The organism is Chryseobacterium sp. YR221 (genome assembly GCF_900176315.1).
Classification (GTDB): domain Bacteria; phylum Bacteroidota; class Bacteroidia; order Flavobacteriales; family Weeksellaceae; genus Chryseobacterium; species Chryseobacterium rhizosphaerae.
Window position 1 is genome coordinate 119,158 of record NZ_FWXM01000003.1, and the last position, 20,097, is coordinate 139,254.

Sequence of the window (20,097 nt, forward strand, 5' to 3'; positions counted from 1 at the left end):
AAATTAAAACTTCGCTGAAATAAATGTTCTTTTAAATGGATAAAAGACCGGTGATTCAGGGAAGATGTTTTGTAATTCGTTTTTATAATCGTTTTTAAATTGTTCTTTCATATCATCGGGAAGCCTCTCAACATAAGGAAGCATAGCTGTTCCTGAAGCCCATGTAAATACCGCATCGGCATTGTTCAGAACATGGGGGAATACTTTTTCATAAACGGTGATTTCTCTACCTTTATTATCGAATAATATTCTCGCATAATCTTCAATATGCAAAACAGTATACGCTCTCTCCCAAGAATTGTACGCTGTTTTATAAGGTTCCTTCGCTGCTATTTTTCTAAGCAACTGATGCACTACATATTCATGATTGGATGGAATCTGTACCGCCAATTGACCGCCTTCTTTAATCTTACTTATAATCCTTGGAAAAAGTTCCTTATGGTTATCACACCATTGAATCGCTGCATTGGAAATAATCAGATCATACATCTCGGTAAGATGAAGCTGATCCTCAATACTCCTTTTCTCAAAGGTCAGTCTGCTTGTTTCAAAATGAGCAGCTTTCTCCAGCATCTCTTCAGAAGAGTCTATTCCCAACACCTTAGAATCTTCAAGATAATCTAAAAGTTTAGAAGTAAGTTCTCCGGTACCACAACCTAAATCTATAACGGATAAACCGGATCTTGACTCTACGAGCTTCAGTAAATCAAAAAAGGGAGCTGAACGCTCATCTTTAAACTGGTCATATACTTCAGGATTCCAAGCCATATTATGTGATTTTAAGGATTAATTTCTAGTATTCAGATATTTCTGCCACTCCCAGGTTGTACGCAAAGATTCTTCCAGTGAAGTTTCAGACTTCCATCCAAGCTCTTTCTCTGCTTTACCAGGGTTGGCATAGGCAATCGTAATATCACCTTCCCTTCTGGCGCATATCTGATAAGGGACTTCTACATTATTTGCTATTTCAAAAGCTTTTACAACTTCCAAAACAGATGATCCTTTTCCTGTTCCCAGGTTATAAATATCTATGACAGCTTCTTCAGATTGATTTTCAATGAGTTTTCTTAAGGCTGCCACATGAGCTTTGGCCAGATCAACTACATAGATATAATCGCGAACTGCAGTTCCGTCTTCTGTTGGATAATCATCTCCCCATACACTTAGCTTCTCACGGATTCCCGAAGCAGTCTGCATAACGTAAGGAACCAGATTATTGGGAATTCCAATGGGTAGCTCTCCAAGTTTTGCAGACGGATGTGCTCCAATGGGATTAAAATATCTTAACAACGTTATTTTTCTGTGATACGCTTTTGCAAAATCAATCAGGATCTCCTCTCCCATTTGTTTGGTTTTACCATATACACTTTCGGGCATTTTTAAAGGAGTCTTTTCATCAATTGGCATTACATCAGCCTGCCCATATACTGTACAGGATGAACTGAAAATAAAATTAGAGATTTCTCTTTCTTTAAATTCCTGAAGAATATTAATAAGAGTAAACAGATTATTCTCATAATAGTCTACAGGCTTTACCTGACTTTCTCCTACTGCTTTATACGCAGCAAAATTAATACAGCCATCAATCTTATGGGCTTCAAAAACCTGATGGAGCAATTCTTTTCTTTTTAAATCAAAAGGATAGAAAACCGGCTTTTTACCTGTAATTTCCTCAATATTATTTAAAATAAATTTCTCTGAATGGGACAAATCATCTACAATAACAACCTCAAAGCCATTATTAAGAAGCTCTACCACTGTGTGGGAACCAATGTATCCAAGTCCTCCTGTTACAAGTATCGTCATTTTTATTTTTTTAATCTTCGTGTTTTCCTATGTTTTCTATTTCGTTGATTCCTCTGTTTAGTCTTACTTCAAACATATTTACAATGATTAAAATAAGTATCAATAAAATCCAAAAACTAAATCTGAGATTCCATACATCATAATATTTCCCACTTAAAACCTTCAATAATATAGGGTATCCCAGCGCAATTATGAATAAAGATAAGCTAAGGTTTAGAAATAAAACTGCTCTATCGTATTTTTCAATCAAATTAATAAATGCAAATAAATTAATAACAATTGAAGTACAAATAAATATCGTTTTAAATATACTGAAATCATTAAATAAATTCAGAATTGAAAATGCTGATATTATGAAAAATAATAGGCTGGCTGCTACCGCTAAGTAATATACCAGCCTATATTTAAATATCTTTCTTTTCATTACTTCATAAACTCAAGCACAGCATCTGTAATATACTTCAGTTGCTCTTCGTCTAATTCTGTGTGCATTGGCAGAGAAACTACCTGATCCAACAGCTTGTCGGTATTCACAAAATCAGCATCATTGCTTTCCTGAAAATAGGCTTTCTGCTTTCTCAATGCCACCGGATAGTAGATCATAGCCGGAATTTCTTTCTCTGTTAAGAATTTCTGAAGTTCATTACGTTTTCCATTCAGAATTCTTAATGTATACTGGTGGAAAACATGGGTAGAGTCTTCGGATCTTTTTGGAGTCAAAATATTGGCATTACCTGCAAATGCTTCATCATAATAATCTGCCGCTTTTCTTCTTGCTTCGTTGTAAGAATCCAGGTGAGGAAGTTTTTTTCTTAAAACTGCCGCCTGAATACTATCTAAACGGGAATTTACGCCTACTTCATCATGATAGTATCTTTCATACATTCCATGGTTTACAATACCTCTTAGACGGTGTGCCAGCTCATCATTATTGGTAAAAATAGCACCACCATCACCATAGCATCCCAGGTTTTTTGAAGGAAAGAAAGACGTTGTTCCAACAGTAGCCATTGTTCCGGCATACTTTACCGTTCCGTCAGAGAACGTATATTCTGCACCAATTGCCTGTGCATTGTCTTCAATAACATATAAATTATGCTCTTCTGCAATTTTTAAAATCTCCTCCATATTGGCACACTGTCCAAATAGATGTACCGGAATAATTGCCTTTGTTTTTGGCGTAATTGCTTTTTTTAATTCTTCTGTTGAAATCGTGAAGGTATCGTAATCAACATCTACCAAAACAGATTTTAATTTAAGCAGGTGTATCACTTCCACCGTTGCAGCAAAGGTAAAATCAGCAGTAATAACCTCATCCCCTTCTTTCAGGTCCAGCGCCATCAGGGCAATCTGTAAAGCATCCGTTCCATTAGCACATGGAATCACATGTTTTACGTCTAAATAAGACTCCAATTCATTCTGGAAAGACTTTACTTCAGGACCGTTGATAAAAGCCGCAGAATCCATTACATTTAAAACTGCATTATCTACATCATTCTTTATTTTGTAATACTGACTTTGCAAGTCAACCATCTGAATTTTTTTCATAAATAAATATTTGTGTAAAAATAAGGAATTTAAAATCCTATCAAAAATTTTATTGATTTTGTTTTTATCTTTATACAAAATAATACTATGAATAAAATTTTACTCTTTTGTTTATTAGCAGGTTATTCTATTTTTCAGGCTCAAACACAGCTTGTTTTTGTTTATTTTACAGATAAACCCAATAAAGCCGCTTTTTTTGCCAATCCACTTTCAGAACTTTCCCAAAAATCACTTAACAGGCGTACTGCACTGGGAATTTCCCTAAATGACCAGGACGCTCCTATTGAGCTTTCTTATTTACAGAATCTGCAAAATATGGGGTTCACTGTTACCGATTATTCCAAATGGCTGAATGGAGCTGCTGTGAATGCCACTCCAGCCCAGATAGTCAGCTTACAGGCTCAGCCTTTTGTGCTATCTGTTCAAAGTTTTGCAAGAAATGGATCGGGAGTTCCTAAAATAAAACCCATTGACAAATGGAAAAATAATTCAGACACCGGTAAAACGCTTACGACCTTTGATTATGGAGCGGGTACCGCACAGATAGATCAGCTCAATATAAAACCCCTTCATCTGGCAGGATATACGGGAACAGGAGTTTCTATTGCTGTTATTGATGCCGGATTTCCTTTTGTAAATACCGGTTCTGCATTCTCAAGATTACGAACGAATAATCACATAAAAGGTGGTTACGATTTTGTGACTAAAACCGATGATATTTATAATATTTCCTTAAGTGAGCATGGCTCAATGATTTTAGGGGCTATGGGAGGTTATTTGGAAAATACATTTGTAGGATCTGCTCCGGATGCTGATTTTTATCTTTACCGCAGTGAAAAGGCTGGAGTAGAAATCCCGGAGGAGGAAGTATATTGGATTGAAGCCGCTGAGGAAGCAGACAGAAAGGGAGTGGAAATGATCACCTCCTCCCTGGGATATAGTGTTTTTGATGACTCCCAATATAATTACACATATGCAGATATGAATGGAACAACTTCTTTTATTGCAAGAGCGGCACAAATAGCCGCCGAAAAAGGAATATTTGTTCTTGTTGCTGCAGGAAATTCCGGTCAGGAACCCTGGCATTATCTGCTAACACCTGCGGACAATGCAAAAGTATTCACGATTGGAGCAGTAGACGGTTCAGGGAATTCTTCAGGATTTTCTTCCTACGGACCTAATTCTTCGGGAACTATAAAACCTGACGGAAGTGCCCAGGGTACAGCCACTACCACAGTCTACAATAATGCTACCATTATTCTCAATGGAACATCTATTGCCACTCCTATCGCAGCAGGCGGTGTCGCCTGTTTCATTCAGGCATTCCCCACCATGGACAGAGAACAGATAAGAATAAAACTCAGACAAACAGCTTCTCTTTATCCCAACCATACCGATCAGATGGGATATGGCATCTTGAATTTCGGAAGTTTATATAATTCAGTATTAAATACTTCGGAAATTCTGAAAAAAGAGACTTCCATCATCTATCCGAATCCTGCTAAAAACATGCTGAATGTAAGAACTGAAAATGAAATAACATCACTGGAGGTTTATGATCATTTGGGAAGACTGATCAGAAAAAACAACAACCAGAAATCTATAAAGGTAGAAGATGTTACAAAAGGGGTTTATTATCTTAAAATTCAGATGAAAGACAAGTTTTATTTTGAAAAATTCATAAAAGAATAAGAAGTTTTCTATCTGCTTTTTTAAACACTAATATCACAAATATCTTTCACGAATGACACTATTTTCATCTCCGTTAATTTAGCTGAATTAGGAAATAATAAGGCAGAAAGACCTTCGTAATTTATAGAAGATTTCAATGGTATCTTACCATACAAAGAACCCTATTGTTTTCATGAATATGATCTGCTTTTGTCATAGAAATTAAATTAGGCTGAAACCATTAGGCTTAGACTAGATATCAAAAAAAAACGGACTGAAGCCCGTTTTTTTTGATATCTCTTATTATTGTACTTGTACGAAAATTATATTAAGCAGAATTTCTGCTTGCATTAATATTTCCGAATAAGGAACGGGTTACCAGCTTCTCATAGGCTTCTTTATTGCCCTCTCCTTTCTGAATCTTCATCAATGCATACTGCTGAATACTCAGTAAAGGAAGTACAATTTTTTCACGGATTTTCACAGATTTTCTGGATAAAGGATCTTCTTCCTGAAGCATTTTAAAACCGGTAAGTTCCAGCATGATCTCTCTTGAAAGTTCATATTCATCAAACAGAACGTTCCAGAATGCACCGAACTTCGGATTATTTTTGATATAATATGTCAAAGGAAAATAAGACTTGTTCATACTCATCATAGAGTTTAAAACTAAAGTTTTAAAGAAATCCGAACCTTTGTACAGTTCTCTTACTTCTTCAAACCTTCCCTCCTCTTTCATCTGCTTCATAGCATACCCGAAGCCAAAGAATCCAGGGACATTTTGTTTTAGCTGAGACCATGAACCTACAAACGGAATAGCTCTTAAATCTTCAAATTTCAATTCATTTCCGTTTCCTCTTTTGGAAGGGCGACTTCCAATATTGGTTTTCCCATAATATTCCAAAGTACTCATTTCCTGCAGATAGGGAACAAACATTGGGTGCGCCTTAAGATCTGAATATTTTTGATAGCTAATATTAGCCAGTTCAATAATTAATGCTCTTTCTTTTTCAGTAAGGTCTTTTTTAGCATTTTTAAATACATCATTTTCAACTCCGGCCGTCAGAAGCTGTTCGAAGTTGTATTTTGCCTGTTCTTTATTTCCAAAAATACTGGTAATGGTTTGCCCCTGAATAGTGAGCTCAATTTTATTATTGGCAATTGTTTTTCCCTGTGAAGCATAGAAGTCATGGGTTTTACCTCCTCCTCTTGCTGGCGGGCCACCTCTTCCGTCAAAAAATACGACTTTAATGTTATTCTCTTCAGAAAGTTTAGTAAGAAGTTCTTTTGCCTGATAGATTTCCCAGTTTGCCTTCAGATAACCACCATCTTTCGTTCCATCAGAAAAGCCAAGCATAATGGTCTGCTGATAGCCTCTTTTTTCAAGGTGCTTTTTATATACCGGATTCTGATAGAGCTCATTCATTACATTTTCCGCATTGGCAAGGCCTTCCATTGTTTCAAAAAGCGGAACAATGTCCATATTGATCTCTTCATCTTTGTATCCACATATTTTGAAGAAAGCATATACGTTCATGACATCTTTCACGGCATCAGAATTGGAAATAATATAACGGTTCATTCCTCTTAATCCATTCAGACGCTGAATTTCCGATACCTGTGATACTGTTAACAGAGTATCCTTTACAATATCTTCAAAATCATCCGCATTTACTTTATCCGAAATCTGAATCAGTGTATTGAATTTCTGTTCTGCATCGGCGTCTTCATTTCCATATATTTTCGCAAAAACATCATCTATTACCTTCTGATGGATCCTGCTGTCCTGTCTGATATCTAAAGTCGCAAAATGAGTTCCAAAAATTTTCACACGGTCCCTGAAGTTGACCAAAAGATCTAAGAACAAAGAATTATGTTCATTGATTAATATTTTCTCTGCTTCATCAGTTCTCTTTAAAATTTCTTCTGCCGTAATACTTTTACCATCAAAAATAGCAGCATACAATTCTTCACTTACCTGAGTTAAAACCTCCGAAACCCCTCTAAAGCTTAATCTTCTTCTGATAAATTTCAAATGGCTGTAATACGATTTCAAAATTGCAGAGCGAAGTTCTTTTGATACTCTTTTAGTAACATCTGCAGTAACAAAAGGATTCCCGTCTCTATCGCCTCCAGGCCAGAAACCAAGCTGAATAATATCTTCATGCAGGTGGAAATGTCCGTTTCCAAAAGTTTTCTTAATCTTCGTAAACAGCTCACCAATAGTATCGTAATAGACATACCTCAAATAGGAGATAATACTCAGCGCCTCATCTATTGGCGTCGGTTTTTCCTTATTGACAAAGGGTGTTTTCCCTAACTGCTGCAAAAGGGTATCAATCTGTGTGACAGAATCACTGGTAATGGCTCCTCTTAAATCCTGTATAATTCTCTGTACTGAGCTTGGATAAAACTGGGTAGGGTGAGCCGTAAATACAACCTTAACTGTAAAGTCCTTCAACTTTTCGCGTACTTTTTCAATTTTATGATCCTGAAAAGAACGTTCAAAAAGATTGGTCACAGTTCCGCTGTCACTTTCAGAATGTAGGTTAGGAAAGGCAGCATCTTCAATACTGTCAAACAAAACAACCTGCCTCTCTATATATTGAATAATTTTAAAAAGAAGCTCCAGCTTTTGTTCCTCCGTCTGAAGATCTGTATGGTTTTTAAAAAATTCTTCTACAATTTCCTCAGGGGTCTTCCCTGCTTCATAGCCGGTTCTGCTTTCTTCATAAAGAAACGGAAGAAGCATCCCGATATTAGTCATTTTATCATAAGGCAGGCTCATAAATAATGAATTGTAAATCTGGAATTTATTCTCCACAATCTGCCTGAATTTTTCTGCGCGTTGGTCGTGTATCATATAACAAATGTAAGTGATTTTGAAATTAAATTAATTGACAAATGACAAAAAAGAGGGATAGAAAATGTAAATATCAATGTTCCCTATTCTCCATAAATATTCTGTAACTTTGACTTCTAATTTTTTCTTAAATATAATCAGTAATACACTGAAATTATAACAATTTACTCAAAAAATTCCTATGGGTTACATCAGAGCATATTACGAACAGATTGTCAAATTGCAGGAGTCGGAATGGGCATTTATTGCAGGGCATTTCCACAAAAAAGTATATGCCAAAAATGAAATTATTACCCAGCACGGAGATACCGAAGAATTTTTATCCTTTATAGAATCGGGATTGGTAAGATTTTATATTCCTGATGATGAATATGGGTATACCTTCAGTTTCGGTTTTGAAAAAGAATTTACCTGTGCCTATGATTCCTTTCTTACCCAAACCCCTTCTGAATATGAAATGCAGGCTTTAACAGAAACTGTGGTATGGCAGATTTCTTATGATGATTTACAGAAAATTTACAGCCACACCAACGTTGGAAATCACCTGGGCCGTTTTGCTTCTGAGAAATTATTTTTAGCTAAGAGTAAAAGAGAGCTTTCTTTACTAAAACTTACCGCCAAAGAGCGTTACTTAAAATTATTCACCGAGCAGCCTCAAATGCTGAAACGTGTTCCTTTAAAATATATTGCTTCTTATATTGGAATCACTCCACAGGCCTTAAGCCGAATTCGCAGACAGATTAATTAACATAGGTTCATTGTATACCTGCAAGCTTCTGCAGAACTTTGCAAAAAAATACGACAATGAAGTTATCTATTTGGGCATATGGAAACGCTATTTTAAAACAAAAATGTTCGAAAACAGAAAGGGATACCCCGGAAATTCAGAAGCTCATAACCGACATGTGGGAAACCATGGAAAATGCCGATGGCTGCGGTTTGTCATCTTCACAAATAGGAAAAGCGTTACAGCTTTTCATCGTTGACAGTAAAATTGTTTTTGAAAACCTGGGGAGTGAAGAGCAGATACTCTACTTTGGTAAAAATGATAAGGGAATAAAAGAAACTTTCATCAATGCTAAAATAATCAATAGCTCAGCAGAAACATGGGAAGACTATGAAGGATGCTTAAGTATTCCCGGTCTTTCGCAAAAAGTAAAAAGACCCTGGGAAATCACCCTCGAATATCTGGATGAACATTTCCTGCTGCAAACCAAAACCTATATAGGGCTTACTGCCAGAATTATTCAGCATGAATATGACCATACGCAGGGAATCTTATATACTGACCATCTGAAACCTCTGACCAAAAAAATGATGGAATCTAAGCTTAAAAAAATCACCACCGGAAATGTTGCAGTGGGATACCCGATTAAGTTTTTGTAGATTTGACATCAATCAAACATGTCAAATTCTATGAAATGATAAAGTTTAATTTCGGTATTATTTTTTACACGATTTTTGGGATTTTAGCCTTATTGACAGGTATTTATCTACTACAATATTTTATTCCTCTTTCTATTATTTTTTTCATTGCTACATTCATCAATGGAGTTTTCATTCATAAAGAATATTCTCTTCATAAAAGTGATAAAATTAAATATACTGAGAATTCAGTTCCTGATGAAATTATAGTCAAATACTCGCGTTCAGGTAGAATTATTGCTATTGCTACTTACAGTATGTTTGCAATTCTGGGACTATTTTTTCTTTCAGGTTTTAAGTTCAAATTTAATGGAACAGCAATATTTGTATTATTTATACTTCTTGGATTTACTGGTTATTTTATTTTTAAAATAATTTCCGAAATCAAAAAAACATCACAAATGATCATCTCCATCAATGGAGAAGGAATTCAGATAAAAAATAATGCAAGGTATTTGTGGAATGAAATTCAACTTGAAAAGATTATTGTAAAACGTTTGGTAAGCCGTGATTCTAAACATGATTATAAACCTGAAATAAATTATTTATACTTTTTTCACAACAACGAAAAAATAGAAATCAATATCGATGATTTTGATATCACAGATGATCAGCTTGCACAGCTTTTGAAAATATTTAGAGCCCGTTTTAATAATTCAGGGGTAGTATCGTTTTGATTACAAAATATTAATAATTAATTTTACTCTTCATACCATCCATAGTCCATGAAAAAAATATTCTTATTCTTATTCTTATTAATAACTTTCATATTCACAGCCTGTGAAAAAGATTGTTACAATGCACCTCTTCCGATACTTTTTAAGTTTGTAGATTCTAATGATGAAAATCTTATTACAAACGGAAAACTTACTTCTTATTCAGTGGTTGAAGAAAATCAAGCTGGAGTAAGTCTGACAAAAACATCTGATGATATGGTTATTTTGGAAAATGTAGGTGCATATAATGGTATAAAAAAATATACTTTCTCTTCTAATCTTAAATCTTTTGATTTTTCAATACAGTCATCGGAATTTAAAGGAGGTTGTGATGGTTATCAAATTAATAAATTAACATTTACAGGCATAGGTATTGATGTAACTGATGAAAAAGGGTATTATAAAATTATATTGAAATAATTCTCTTTCTTAAATTTGCACTGGAAACACACTCTCTATGAAAGTAATCATCGCATTTTCCCTTATTCTTTCCAATCTGCTTTACAGCCAGATCAAGGTTCCTGATGATTATAAAAAAATCCCTGATATCCTCGATACCGTAGATTATCTCTATCCTTTCATTGTACCTAATAAAGATTATGCTTACTGGCGTGTTCTCAGTAATGATTCAGATTATGAAAAAGCAGTGATCTACGAAAGCCAGGCTCCTGAATTTATGACGATTAATGAACCCGTTCCTGAAAAAGGTTTTTTCCAGAAATGTATAGGTAACAACTGCTTTTCATACATTCTGGCTTGTAAAAACGAAAGATCTATTTATTTTTCCAATGAGCAGCAATTGAGAGATTTTATCGGAACCGTTGATAATCTTCCAGAGGCTATTCTGCTGGCAAAAACTTATGGATATTCTGTTGACACGAGTAACCGCTTTACGGGAGCGTATAAAATTGAAGACCGTCATATCTCCATGTTTCTTATGCAGTCTAAGGGCTGTCCGGCTGTGAAAGAGTCTTTTTCCGTTAAAATCAACAGAAAAACCGGAAAACTGGAAGCGAAAACTAATGGTATTTATACAAAGGATGAGAACTGTTCTTCTTTGTAACTGAAGCTAAGACGCAAGGATTTTATCTGTTATAAAATCGATAATCTAAAATTTTAAACCATTAAGATTGTTGAAGAAAGTAAGAATAATTAAGATTCATCTTAGATGAAAAAATAAAGCACATTGCTAAAAAAGGGCTTTAGCTATTTCCTTAACTATTTTTATCAGCTTCAACAATCTTAATGGTTTATTTTTTATATATTAATTGCACCCTGGCCTGATGCAATCAAATACGCTTCTTTCAAAGTTTCAGAATAAGTGGGATGGGAATAAGAAATACGGAACATATCTTCTGCCGTCACTTCATATTCCTGAGCAATAACCCCTTGTGCGATCAAATCTGCGGCTCTTGCTCCTATGATATGAATCCCTAAGATTTCTCCATATTTAGGGTCTACCAAGACTTTTGAAAATCCATCTGTATCCATAGAAGCTCGTGCTCTTGCACTGGCAGAGAATGGAAATTTCCCAACGGTATAAGCTATATTATTTTTCTTTAAATATTCTTCTGTATATCCTACAGAAGCTACTTCAGGCCACGTATACACCACAGAAGGAATACGATCGTAATGGATATGATGTTGCTGCCCGTTGATTGTTTCTGCTACAAAAACACCCTCTTCCTCAGCTTTATGTGCCAGCATCGCTCCCCCGATTACATCACCGATAGCATACATATTGGGAACAGCTGTCTGGTTTCTTTCATTTACTCTAATAAATCCCCGGTTATCAATCTGTATATCTGTATTTTCCAATCCCAACCCTTTTATATATGGGCTTCTTCCCACGGCTACCAAAATATACTCTGCCTCCAGTTCGTTCTCTGTTCCGTTTTTATCTTTAAAAAGAACTTTAGCTGAGGAACCTAAGTTTTCAGCTTTATAAACGCTCTGATTTAAACGGATGTCAATACCTTCTTTTTTCAAAATCTTCTGAAGGTTTTTTCCTAATTCATGATCCATTGTGGCAATCAGATGGTCGGCGTATTCCAGAATGGTTACCTGTGTTCCGATACGGTTAAAAATAGATGCCATTTCAACCCCAATCACTCCTCCACCGATGATCACCATAGATTTTGGCTGTTCTTTTAAAGCGAGGGCTTCTGTAGAAGTAATGATTCTTTTTTTATCTATTTCTACCCCCGGAATACCTGAAGGTTTTGAGCCTGTAGCAATGATATAATGTTTAGCGGTAATATTTACAACGCCCTCTTCATTAACCACTTTTAGCGTAGTATTATTTACAAAACCTGCCGTCCCTTTCAACCGGGTAATTTTATTTTTATTCATCAGAAAATGAAGCCCTTCCGTATTTTTTGAAACGACTTCAGATTTTCTTTTGTACATCTGGGAAAAATCCAGGGCTAGCTGATCTACTTTAATTCCATGTTCGTTAAACTTATGCTGAACTTCCGCATAATGGTGGCTACTGTCCAGCAAAGCTTTTGTCGGAATACAGCCTACGTTGGTACACGTTCCTCCCAGTGTATCATATTTTTCAATGATGACCGTTTTATATCCAAGCTGTGCACTTCTTATCGCAGCTACATATCCACCAGGTCCGGAGCCGATCACGGCAATATCATAATCTTCCATTGTATGTATTCATTTTTATGTTTAAATTTACTTGCAAAATAAAAGCAAAATTAGAATAAAGACTTTCATTTTGCAAGTATTATTTTAAAATTAACATTATGGGTAAGAAAAGATCAGACTGTCCTATCAGTTGCTCCCTGGAAATCTGGGGAGATAAATGGTCATTATTAATTATACGGGATCTCATGCTTAAAAAAGAAAGCACCTATGGCGAATTTCTAAAAGCAGATGAAAAGATTGCCACCAATATTCTGGCATCAAAACTTCAGCATCTGCTGGAAAATGGTATCATCGATAAGAAAGACCATCCTGAAAACAAGTTGAAAATCCTCTATTACCTTACAGAAAAAGGCATTGATCTCGTTCCGGTAATCGTTGAAATTAACCTTTGGGGAGATAAATATCTCAGTATCCCGGAAGATAGAAAAAAACTGCTGGAAGACATTAAAAAGGATAAAGAAGGTTTTATAAAAAGAGCAAAAAAACACCTCTCCGCTAATCTATAGAATGTGATCACGGGAGTATTGCCCAATCTATATTGTTTGCAATAGCTTTCATTAAAATCAATCATAGGAATTTTAAAACTTCCTTAACTCATTTTTCTTTTTTCATTCCGTAAATTTGGCTTAAAATAAATTTAGAACAATGCTTAATTTCGAGTTTAAAAACCCAACTAAGATACTTTTCGGAAAAGGCGAAATCGCTAAAATTTCCAATGAAATTCCTAAAGACGCCAAAATATTAATGATTTATGGCGGAGGAAGTATCAAACACAATGGTGTTTATGATCAGGTGAAAGATGCTTTGAAAGATCACGACTTACATGAATTCGGCGGCGTTCCTGCCAATCCGGAATACGAAGTGCTGATTAAAGCGATCAGCTTCATCAAAGAAAATAACATCACTTATCTTCTTGCTGTAGGAGGAGGTTCCGTAATTGACGGTACCAAATTCATTTCTGCAGCGGCTAACTATAACGGAGAACCATGGGAAATTCTGAGAAAACAGGTAAGAACATTTGAAGGGGAAGGAATGCCTTTCGGAAGTATTCTAACCCTTCCTGCTACAGGTTCCGAGATGAATTCCGGGTATGTGATTTCCAGAAGGGAAACTAATGAGAAGTTATCTTCCGGGGGTCCGGGATTATTCCCTCAATTTTCTGTTTTAGATCCTGAAGTAATCAGGTCAATTCCTAAAAATCAGATCATTAATGGAATTACCGATGCTTACACCCATGTTTTGGAACAATACATGACTGCACCGTCTTCTGCTGATCTTCAGGAAAGAATTGCTGAAAGTATTTTGATCAGTCTGCAGGAAACAGCTCCAAAAGTATTGGCTGATGATTTCAATTATGATGCTGCCGGAAACTTTATGTGGTGCTGTACAATGGCCTTAAACGGGCTGATCCAGAAAGGAGTAATCACCGACTGGGCTGTACACGCAATGGGCCATGAACTGACAGCTTATTTCGGTATCGATCATGCAAGAACTTTAGCGATCATTGCTCCTTCTCATTACCGTTATAATTTTGACGATAAGAAAGGAAAACTGGCACAATATGCTGAAAGAGTTTGGGGTATTAAAGACGGAACTGTAGAGGAAAAAGCTGAAGCAGGAATCAAAAAATTGGAAGACTTCTTCCATAGCCTACAGATTAAAACAAAACTTTCTGAATATACAGAAGACTACAAAGGAACTGCTGAAAGAGTAGAAAAAGCTTTTACAGACAGAAAATGGCTGGGACTTGGAGAATATAAAAAACTGACTCCTCAGGATGCTTCTAAAATTGTAGAAATGAGCTATTAATATAGACTGGAAAACAGTAATTGATATCAAAAAAGCGGGCTATGGTCCGCTTTTTTAGGTTTCTTACTAAAGCTTCAAACATATTATAATGATGGTGTTCATTGAAAATAGTATGTTTGGGTTAATTCCGGGGATTTTTTGGTGGAGATTATAGAGAAATTAAAATTCACTTCTATTGAATTTTAATAATAAAGCCCTGAATCTTTAAATGAATTGTTTTCTGCGTACCAGCCTGGTAGCTTAAAAGCAGTACAATAATTCCAAATTATCTTATTTATAAACATTTGTTTAAAAAATAGTGATTTCATTATAGATATTTCAAATTTATTTATATTTTAGCATATTCTTAAATTTGTGAAAATGAAAAAACAGCTACTTTTATTTGCCTTTTCTGCTTTGGCGCTTACTTCTTGTAAAGATGATGATATGCAAGCTTATGAAATGGATATTATTAAAGGAGATTGGAAAGAAGCCAAAAGAGAAGTTATTTCCGGAAAAGATAATAAAACGGTGCTTTCTTCTTCTACTCCAGAAGGGTGCGATCAAAAAAATACTCTTTTCTTCAGAACAGACTTTTATGTCAGCTATACAGCTTACTCCGGAACAGGAGGTGCAGACTGCCAGGTGAATGGGAAAAGTGAAGGAAGATACACCTATGATGCTGATGCTAAAATTTTAGGGATCAAGTTTGACCAGGATGAGAACAATAACTATAAAGTTGATATCCTATCCAATACAGAACTTAGATTAGCTCAACAGTTTGGTAACTATGACCAGGATGGAGATAAGATCCCGGATGTAACGTATGTAACCTACAAAAGATAAATGATAAACTCCCGTTAATCGGGAGTTTTTTATTACTTTTATCTGAAATTAAAAATTGAAACAATGAAGAAGATTCTCTCAGCATTTCTCTTGCTGTTTTTTGTCATTTCCTTTTCTCAGGAAAAAAAGCCAATGTTCTGGCAGGATATCCAAAATTTCAAAAAAGAAGATCAACAAAACCCACCAGCTAAGGATGCTATTTTGTTTTTAGGAAGTTCATCTTTTACCAAATGGACTGATGTAGCGTCTTATTTTCCCGACAAAACCATTATCAACAGAGGTTTCGGTGGCTCAAGGCTTACAGACCTCAATGATTTTGCAGATGATCTTTTAGCACCCTATCAGCCTAAACAGATCATTATTTATTGTGGTGAAAATGACTTCGCAGACAACCATCAGCTGAAAGCGCAAAAACTAGTTAACCGTTACAAGGCTTTCTATAAAAAGATCCGTGAAAGATTTCCGAATATTGAAGTGGATTATATTTCAATAAAGTACTCTCCGAGTAGAGAGAAGCTGTGGCCCCAGATGAAAGAAGCCAATAAAAAAATTGCTGCTTTTATGAAAAAACAGCCTAACGCTGAATTTATTGATGTTACCAAAGCCATGGAAGATGCTAACGGAAATGTAAGAAAAGATATTTTTGTGGAAGATATGCTTCATTTTAAACCTGAAGGATACCAGATCTGGAAAAAGGTTTTGGATCCTTATATGAAATAAACTATTTTCAAGAATAACATAAAAAAAATAGGCTGTCTCAAAAGCGAGGCAGCCTATTTTTTTATTTCTTTCTCTTAGATTTTGATATTGCCTTTTGCTGAGCTCTGTTGGCTCCAAATTTTTTCGGCTCTTTCCTTTTTGAAGGTCCACCCCAGTTTTCCTTTTTATTCTTATCCTTTTTCTCGTGAAATGCTCCTCCTCCTTCATTCAGTTTTACCTGTACAGGGTTCTTCATGATCACTTCATCTTTCTCAGAAGCAATCTTGGCAGGATTAATTTTCACCCCTTCAGGGAAATCATTAAAGATTAATTCTTTATCCATCAATAGCTCGATATCAAGAATCAAAGGCTCTTCTTTCTTCGTTACGAAAGTGATTGCTTTACCGTCTTTATCTGCTCTACCGGTTCTACCGATTCTGTGGATATACTGTTCCGGAATATCAGGTGTTTCAAAATTGATAACATGAGTAATATTGGAAATATCAAGACCTCTGGCCATAACATCCGTGGTAATCAACCCTCTGATCTCTTCATTTTCAAAACTTTTCATAGCCTTAAGCCTGTAGTTTTGAGATTTATTTGAGTGAATTACATCAAACTGACCAGGAAATAACTCATCAATTTTAGTAAAAAGAAGGTCAGCATGTCTTTTATTGTTATTAAAAATAAGCACCTTAGACATATCAGTCTTAGTCTTCAATAAGTGTTCAAGTAAATTGATTTTGGTATTGAAGTTTTCAACTTTATACGCCGTCTGTTCTATTTTTTCAAGTGGAGTACCGGATTTTGCCAATGAAATTTCTATTGGACTGGCAAAATACTCATCCAGCATCACATCTACAGCTTCAGTCATGGTTGCAGAGAAAAGAATATTCTGTCTCTTCTCTCTCATCATTTCAAAAATATGGGTAAGCTGTGGTCTGAAACCTAAATTAAGCATCTCATCAAACTCATCGATAATCAGTCTCTGAACTTCTTTCAGGGAAATGGCATTGTCTATAGAAAGGTCCATTACCCTTCCTGGAGTACCTACCAAAATATCGCAACCGTCATTGAATAACAGTTTTTGAGTATTGATATTTTTCCCTCCATATATTCCAATTACTCTTGCAGTAGTATTTACAGTCAGTTTTTCAAGAATTTCAGCTACCTGAACTACTAATTCTCTGGTAGGAACAAGTACCAAAACAGTTGGATTCCCTGCTTTATTATATTTCCATGTTTTAAGAACTGGCAGAAGATAGGCTAATGTTTTTCCGGTTCCGGTCTGTGCAATTCCCATTACATCTCTTCCGGAAAGAATAGGCTTTATACTCTTCTCCTGAATTGGAGTAGGTTCAAATAATTCCATATCCGCTAAAACATCAAGAATTTTAACCGGCAGGTCAAAATCTGCAAAAGTGAGTTTTTCCATTTTGCAAAGATAGGTATTAAAATGTATAATGTAAAATTTAGGTTGTAAGAGGTAAACAGAAGGCGCGGTGACAGTATTGGAGAAGAAAGGGATATAGAGACAGCAGACGGAGTGAATTGGAGATTTGAGACTTGAGACTGTATAACCAATAATCAGCAGCTTTTGATGCCAAAGATCATGTTTTTCAGAGAATAAAATCCGGATATAAGATGTGAGATTTCAGACCTGAGTAAAAACCGGATAATCATCAGTTTTTAACCTCCTATTCTTAATTTTTAATTTATTTTAAGGCTTTTACTGCTCACTTTAATATCATCATTTTCCCATTTGCTTGAGGTAATGATGACATATCCTTTCTTTTTAGGGTCTTTTTTAATAGGAAATTTTTCGTCTTCCCATTGATTACAGTGTGTAGAGATAGGAGGAACTAAAGGTTTCCAGCCGGCTTCACTTAATGTATATGCATAAAATGGGTGCCAGCAGCTTGTGCACCATCCGGGATAAAAACCCATCTCATCTTTTCCATCATCATTAAGATCTCCCAGGTTATATAAAGCACCGTCAAAGGCTGGAGAAATTATGAATGGTTTTATCTTTTTATCACTGAAATAAATAGTTGTTTCACATTGTCCGTCACAATCATCATTACAATCACTGACTTTAGTATAAGCATATTCTTTTGTTCCATTGCCATCAAAATCTCCCAATACCCCTTTTTCAGAAGTGATCTGAGCCATAAACAGTGAACTACAGAAGATAAAAGCAAGTATACTAATTGTTCTCATTGTTATTTTTGTTTTTTATGGGATAGGCGATTTTAAAGTTCAGGTTGTACATGTATTCATCTTATTTCAAAAACTCTTAACTCTTAACTCTCCTCCTACTTCCTTGTTATTCTGAGTAAAATGACTAGAACTAAAATGACTGAAAAAACAAACCCTAACACCGCGACCAGAGAAAGCTCCCCTATCCTCGGTCCTGATTCGGAGGCAAAAACAATGGCCGTAGCAATAATATTGGCTCCCAGCACCATCGTAAGAATCAGATTGGTCACACTGGATTTTATCAGCTGATTTGTCTTTTCTATATTTTTGATTTCACTGGAAACTGTAAATTTATTTTCATCCAGCTTTTGAAGTACAGAACGGAGTTCTCTGGGAATTTCATCCACATTGTCAGTGAAATTCATCATTTTATCCAATCCTGTTTTTAAAATATTCTTGGGATTGATCTTTTTTGTAAATATTTTTTTAGTGTAAGGATGAAGACTTTTTACAATATCCAATTCAGGGTTGATATTCCTGCCCACTCCTTCTATCAGGCTGATTCCTTTAAACAGAAGATAAAAATAATCGGGCATATAAAGCCTGTTATCTTTCAGGATATCCTTCATTTTATTGATGATAACCTGAATATTAATTTCCTGCAAGGATGAGCTGTGCACAAAATTCAGAATATCTTCTACATCATTTTCAAACCTTCTTTCGTCAGGAATCTCATAGCTTATTGCCATCTTTTTGAGATAGCGAACTATTTTATGTGGGTTTTTGGCCACAAAGCTTACGATCAGGTTTTCAAGAATCTCTTTATCGTTAGGCTGAATTTTACCTACTGCACCAAAATCAATGAAGACAATCTTTCCATCCTTTTTTACTAAAATATTTCCGGCATGTGGGTCTGCATGAAAAAATCCATAATCTAAAATCTGAGAAACAAAAAGCCTCAATCCGGCTTCTGAGACTTTTACCGGATCAATATGATTGGCTAAAAGAGCTGATTTATCGGTAACCTTTATTCCATCAATAAACTCCATACAAAGAATATTGTTATTGGAAAATTCTTCGTATATCTTGGGAACGTAGGTTTCTTTATTGTTTTTAAAATTAAGACGAAACTGCTGGATATTATTTTTTTCGTTGATCAGGGAAACTTCTTCCAGTAATGATTTCTCGAAAGTAGAAATGGCCTGTTTCAGGTTGAGTTTCTCTCCTATTTCGGAATAAGCAGACAAAAGCTTTTCTAAATCTTTGATGAGCAGCAAGTCATCTTCAATCACAGATTGTACATCAGGTTTTCTGAGTTTTAAGATCACCGGACTTCCATCCTGTAAAACGGCTTTATAAACCTGGGCAATAGAAGCTGTAGCCAAGGGTGCTTTCTGAATCTCCAGAAAATGGTCTTTTACAGAAATATTAAATTCATTTTCGAGAACATCTTCTACGTCCATCTCTACAGTTTCTACTTTGTCCTGTAGTTTCTGTAGTTCCTGAATCAGCTCCGGTGGCAAAAGATCTTCCCGGCTGCTAAATGTCTGTCCCAGCTTTACAAAAGTAGGTCCAAGCTCTTCCAGCACCAATCTGATCCTTTCATAAACGGTCCCTTTTGAGATGATTTCATCTGAATTGGCTGACACTTCTTCCTGTTTATTTCCCCCGTTCATTCTTGCCAGCATATCTTTAAACCCGTATTTACTCAGTACGGAGATGAGCCTGGCAGACCTTTTCAGTTTTCGTTGCTGCTTGTCGAACATAATATATCTATAATAGGTGCAATTTACTCCAAAAACCGTTCCCAAGTATGTTTTTATAAAAGTGTTTAATAAAAAAAACTGCCAGAACACTGACAGTTTTTTTGCACTCATC

At 35.6% G+C, this 20,097-nt stretch carries 18 protein-coding genes; 10 read left to right on the forward strand and 8 right to left on the reverse strand.

Annotated elements, in window-relative coordinates; all coding sequences use genetic code 11:
* Positions 1 to 3: 3 nt before the first annotated feature.
* The 3 genes from B8967_RS09805 to B8967_RS09820 all read right to left on the reverse strand — a co-directional run bounded on the left by B8967_RS09805 (position 4) and on the right by B8967_RS09820 (position 3,354).
* On the reverse strand, positions 4 to 768 hold the full coding sequence (locus B8967_RS09805; protein WP_084085968.1) for a methyltransferase domain-containing protein: 765 nt from the start codon (positions 766 to 768) through the stop codon (positions 4 to 6).
* Between the two features lie 18 nt (positions 769 to 786).
* Positions 787 to 1,806: a UDP-glucose 4-epimerase GalE gene (gene galE / locus B8967_RS09810; protein ID WP_084085969.1), complete on the reverse strand. Its 1,020-nt coding sequence runs from the start codon at positions 1,804 to 1,806 to the stop codon at positions 787 to 789.
* A 423-nt stretch (positions 1,807 to 2,229) separates the two neighbouring features.
* Entirely contained in the window at positions 2,230 to 3,354 is a 1,125-nt protein-coding gene (locus B8967_RS09820) for a DegT/DnrJ/EryC1/StrS family aminotransferase (RefSeq protein ID WP_084085971.1), read from the reverse strand.
* Between the two features lie 87 nt (positions 3,355 to 3,441).
* Here B8967_RS09820 and B8967_RS09825 point away from each other — a divergent pair, with 87 nt between their 5' ends.
* Positions 3,442 to 5,046 carry a S8/S53 family peptidase gene (locus tag B8967_RS09825; RefSeq protein ID WP_084085972.1) on the forward strand — a complete coding sequence of 535 codons (1,605 nt, stop codon included), beginning with the start codon at positions 3,442 to 3,444 and terminating at the stop codon, positions 5,044 to 5,046.
* Between the two features lie 307 nt (positions 5,047 to 5,353).
* Here the strand turns inward: B8967_RS09825 and B8967_RS09830 are convergent, their stop codons facing one another.
* The gene (locus B8967_RS09830; protein WP_084085973.1) at positions 5,354 to 7,888 is read right to left on the reverse strand and encodes a phosphoenolpyruvate carboxylase; all 2,535 of its coding nucleotides are present in this window, start codon (positions 7,886 to 7,888) and stop codon (positions 5,354 to 5,356) included.
* A 181-nt stretch (positions 7,889 to 8,069) separates the two neighbouring features.
* Here B8967_RS09830 and B8967_RS09835 point away from each other — a divergent pair, with 181 nt between their 5' ends.
* Genes B8967_RS09835 through B8967_RS09855 form a run of 5 tightly spaced genes read left to right on the forward strand, consistent with a single transcriptional unit; the run spans position 8,070 to position 11,092 of the window.
* Positions 8,070 to 8,636: a Crp/Fnr family transcriptional regulator gene (locus B8967_RS09835; RefSeq protein WP_084085974.1), complete on the forward strand. Its 567-nt coding sequence runs from the start codon at positions 8,070 to 8,072 to the stop codon at positions 8,634 to 8,636.
* Between the two features lie 56 nt (positions 8,637 to 8,692).
* Positions 8,693 to 9,274, forward strand: a complete 582-nt coding sequence (gene def / locus B8967_RS09840) for a peptide deformylase (RefSeq protein WP_084085975.1) — start codon at positions 8,693 to 8,695, stop codon at positions 9,272 to 9,274.
* A 35-nt stretch (positions 9,275 to 9,309) separates the two neighbouring features.
* Positions 9,310 to 9,990 (forward strand): hypothetical protein, encoded by a 681-nt coding sequence (locus tag B8967_RS09845; protein WP_143330499.1) that lies wholly within the window; start codon positions 9,310 to 9,312, stop codon positions 9,988 to 9,990.
* Positions 9,991 to 10,038: 48 nt separating this feature from the next.
* Entirely contained in the window at positions 10,039 to 10,449 is a 411-nt protein-coding gene (locus tag B8967_RS09850; RefSeq protein WP_084085977.1) for a hypothetical protein, read from the forward strand.
* A 37-nt stretch (positions 10,450 to 10,486) separates the two neighbouring features.
* A complete protein-coding gene (locus tag B8967_RS09855) occupies positions 10,487 to 11,092 on the forward strand; it encodes a hypothetical protein (protein WP_084085978.1) in 606 nt (201 codons plus the stop codon).
* A 194-nt stretch (positions 11,093 to 11,286) separates the two neighbouring features.
* On the opposite strand, the gene lpdA is transcribed toward B8967_RS09855, so the two are convergent.
* Positions 11,287 to 12,687 (reverse strand): dihydrolipoyl dehydrogenase, encoded by a 1,401-nt coding sequence (gene lpdA / locus B8967_RS09860; protein WP_084085979.1) that lies wholly within the window; start codon positions 12,685 to 12,687, stop codon positions 11,287 to 11,289.
* A 98-nt stretch (positions 12,688 to 12,785) separates the two neighbouring features.
* Here lpdA and B8967_RS09865 point away from each other — a divergent pair, with 98 nt between their 5' ends.
* The 4 genes from B8967_RS09865 (at position 12,786) to B8967_RS09880 (ending at position 16,041) form a co-directional block, all read left to right on the forward strand.
* Complete coding sequence (locus B8967_RS09865) at positions 12,786 to 13,193, forward strand: winged helix-turn-helix transcriptional regulator (RefSeq protein WP_084085980.1); 408 nt, start codon at positions 12,786 to 12,788, stop codon at positions 13,191 to 13,193.
* Positions 13,194 to 13,332: 139 nt separating this feature from the next.
* Complete coding sequence (locus tag B8967_RS09870) at positions 13,333 to 14,496, forward strand: iron-containing alcohol dehydrogenase (RefSeq protein ID WP_084085981.1); 1,164 nt, start codon at positions 13,333 to 13,335, stop codon at positions 14,494 to 14,496.
* Between the two features lie 360 nt (positions 14,497 to 14,856).
* The gene (locus B8967_RS09875) at positions 14,857 to 15,321 is read left to right on the forward strand and encodes a lipocalin-like domain-containing protein (protein WP_047485305.1); all 465 of its coding nucleotides are present in this window, start codon (positions 14,857 to 14,859) and stop codon (positions 15,319 to 15,321) included.
* A gap of 63 nt (positions 15,322 to 15,384) precedes the next feature.
* Positions 15,385 to 16,041, forward strand: coding sequence for a GDSL-type esterase/lipase family protein (locus tag B8967_RS09880; RefSeq protein WP_047485307.1), 657 nt, complete (start codon positions 15,385 to 15,387; stop codon positions 16,039 to 16,041).
* Between the two features lie 61 nt (positions 16,042 to 16,102).
* Here the strand turns inward: B8967_RS09880 and B8967_RS09885 are convergent, their stop codons facing one another.
* The 3 genes from B8967_RS09885 to B8967_RS09895 form a co-directional block, all read right to left on the reverse strand.
* Positions 16,103 to 17,455, reverse strand: coding sequence for a DEAD/DEAH box helicase (locus tag B8967_RS09885; RefSeq protein WP_047485309.1), 1,353 nt, complete (start codon positions 17,453 to 17,455; stop codon positions 16,103 to 16,105).
* 275 nt (positions 17,456 to 17,730) lie between these two features.
* Entirely contained in the window at positions 17,731 to 18,240 is a 510-nt protein-coding gene (locus tag B8967_RS09890) for a hypothetical protein (protein WP_084085982.1), read from the reverse strand.
* A gap of 95 nt (positions 18,241 to 18,335) precedes the next feature.
* The gene (locus tag B8967_RS09895) at positions 18,336 to 20,096 is read right to left on the reverse strand and encodes an ABC1 kinase family protein (RefSeq protein ID WP_228406112.1); all 1,761 of its coding nucleotides are present in this window, start codon (positions 20,094 to 20,096) and stop codon (positions 18,336 to 18,338) included.
* Position 20,097 lies beyond the last annotated feature (1 nt).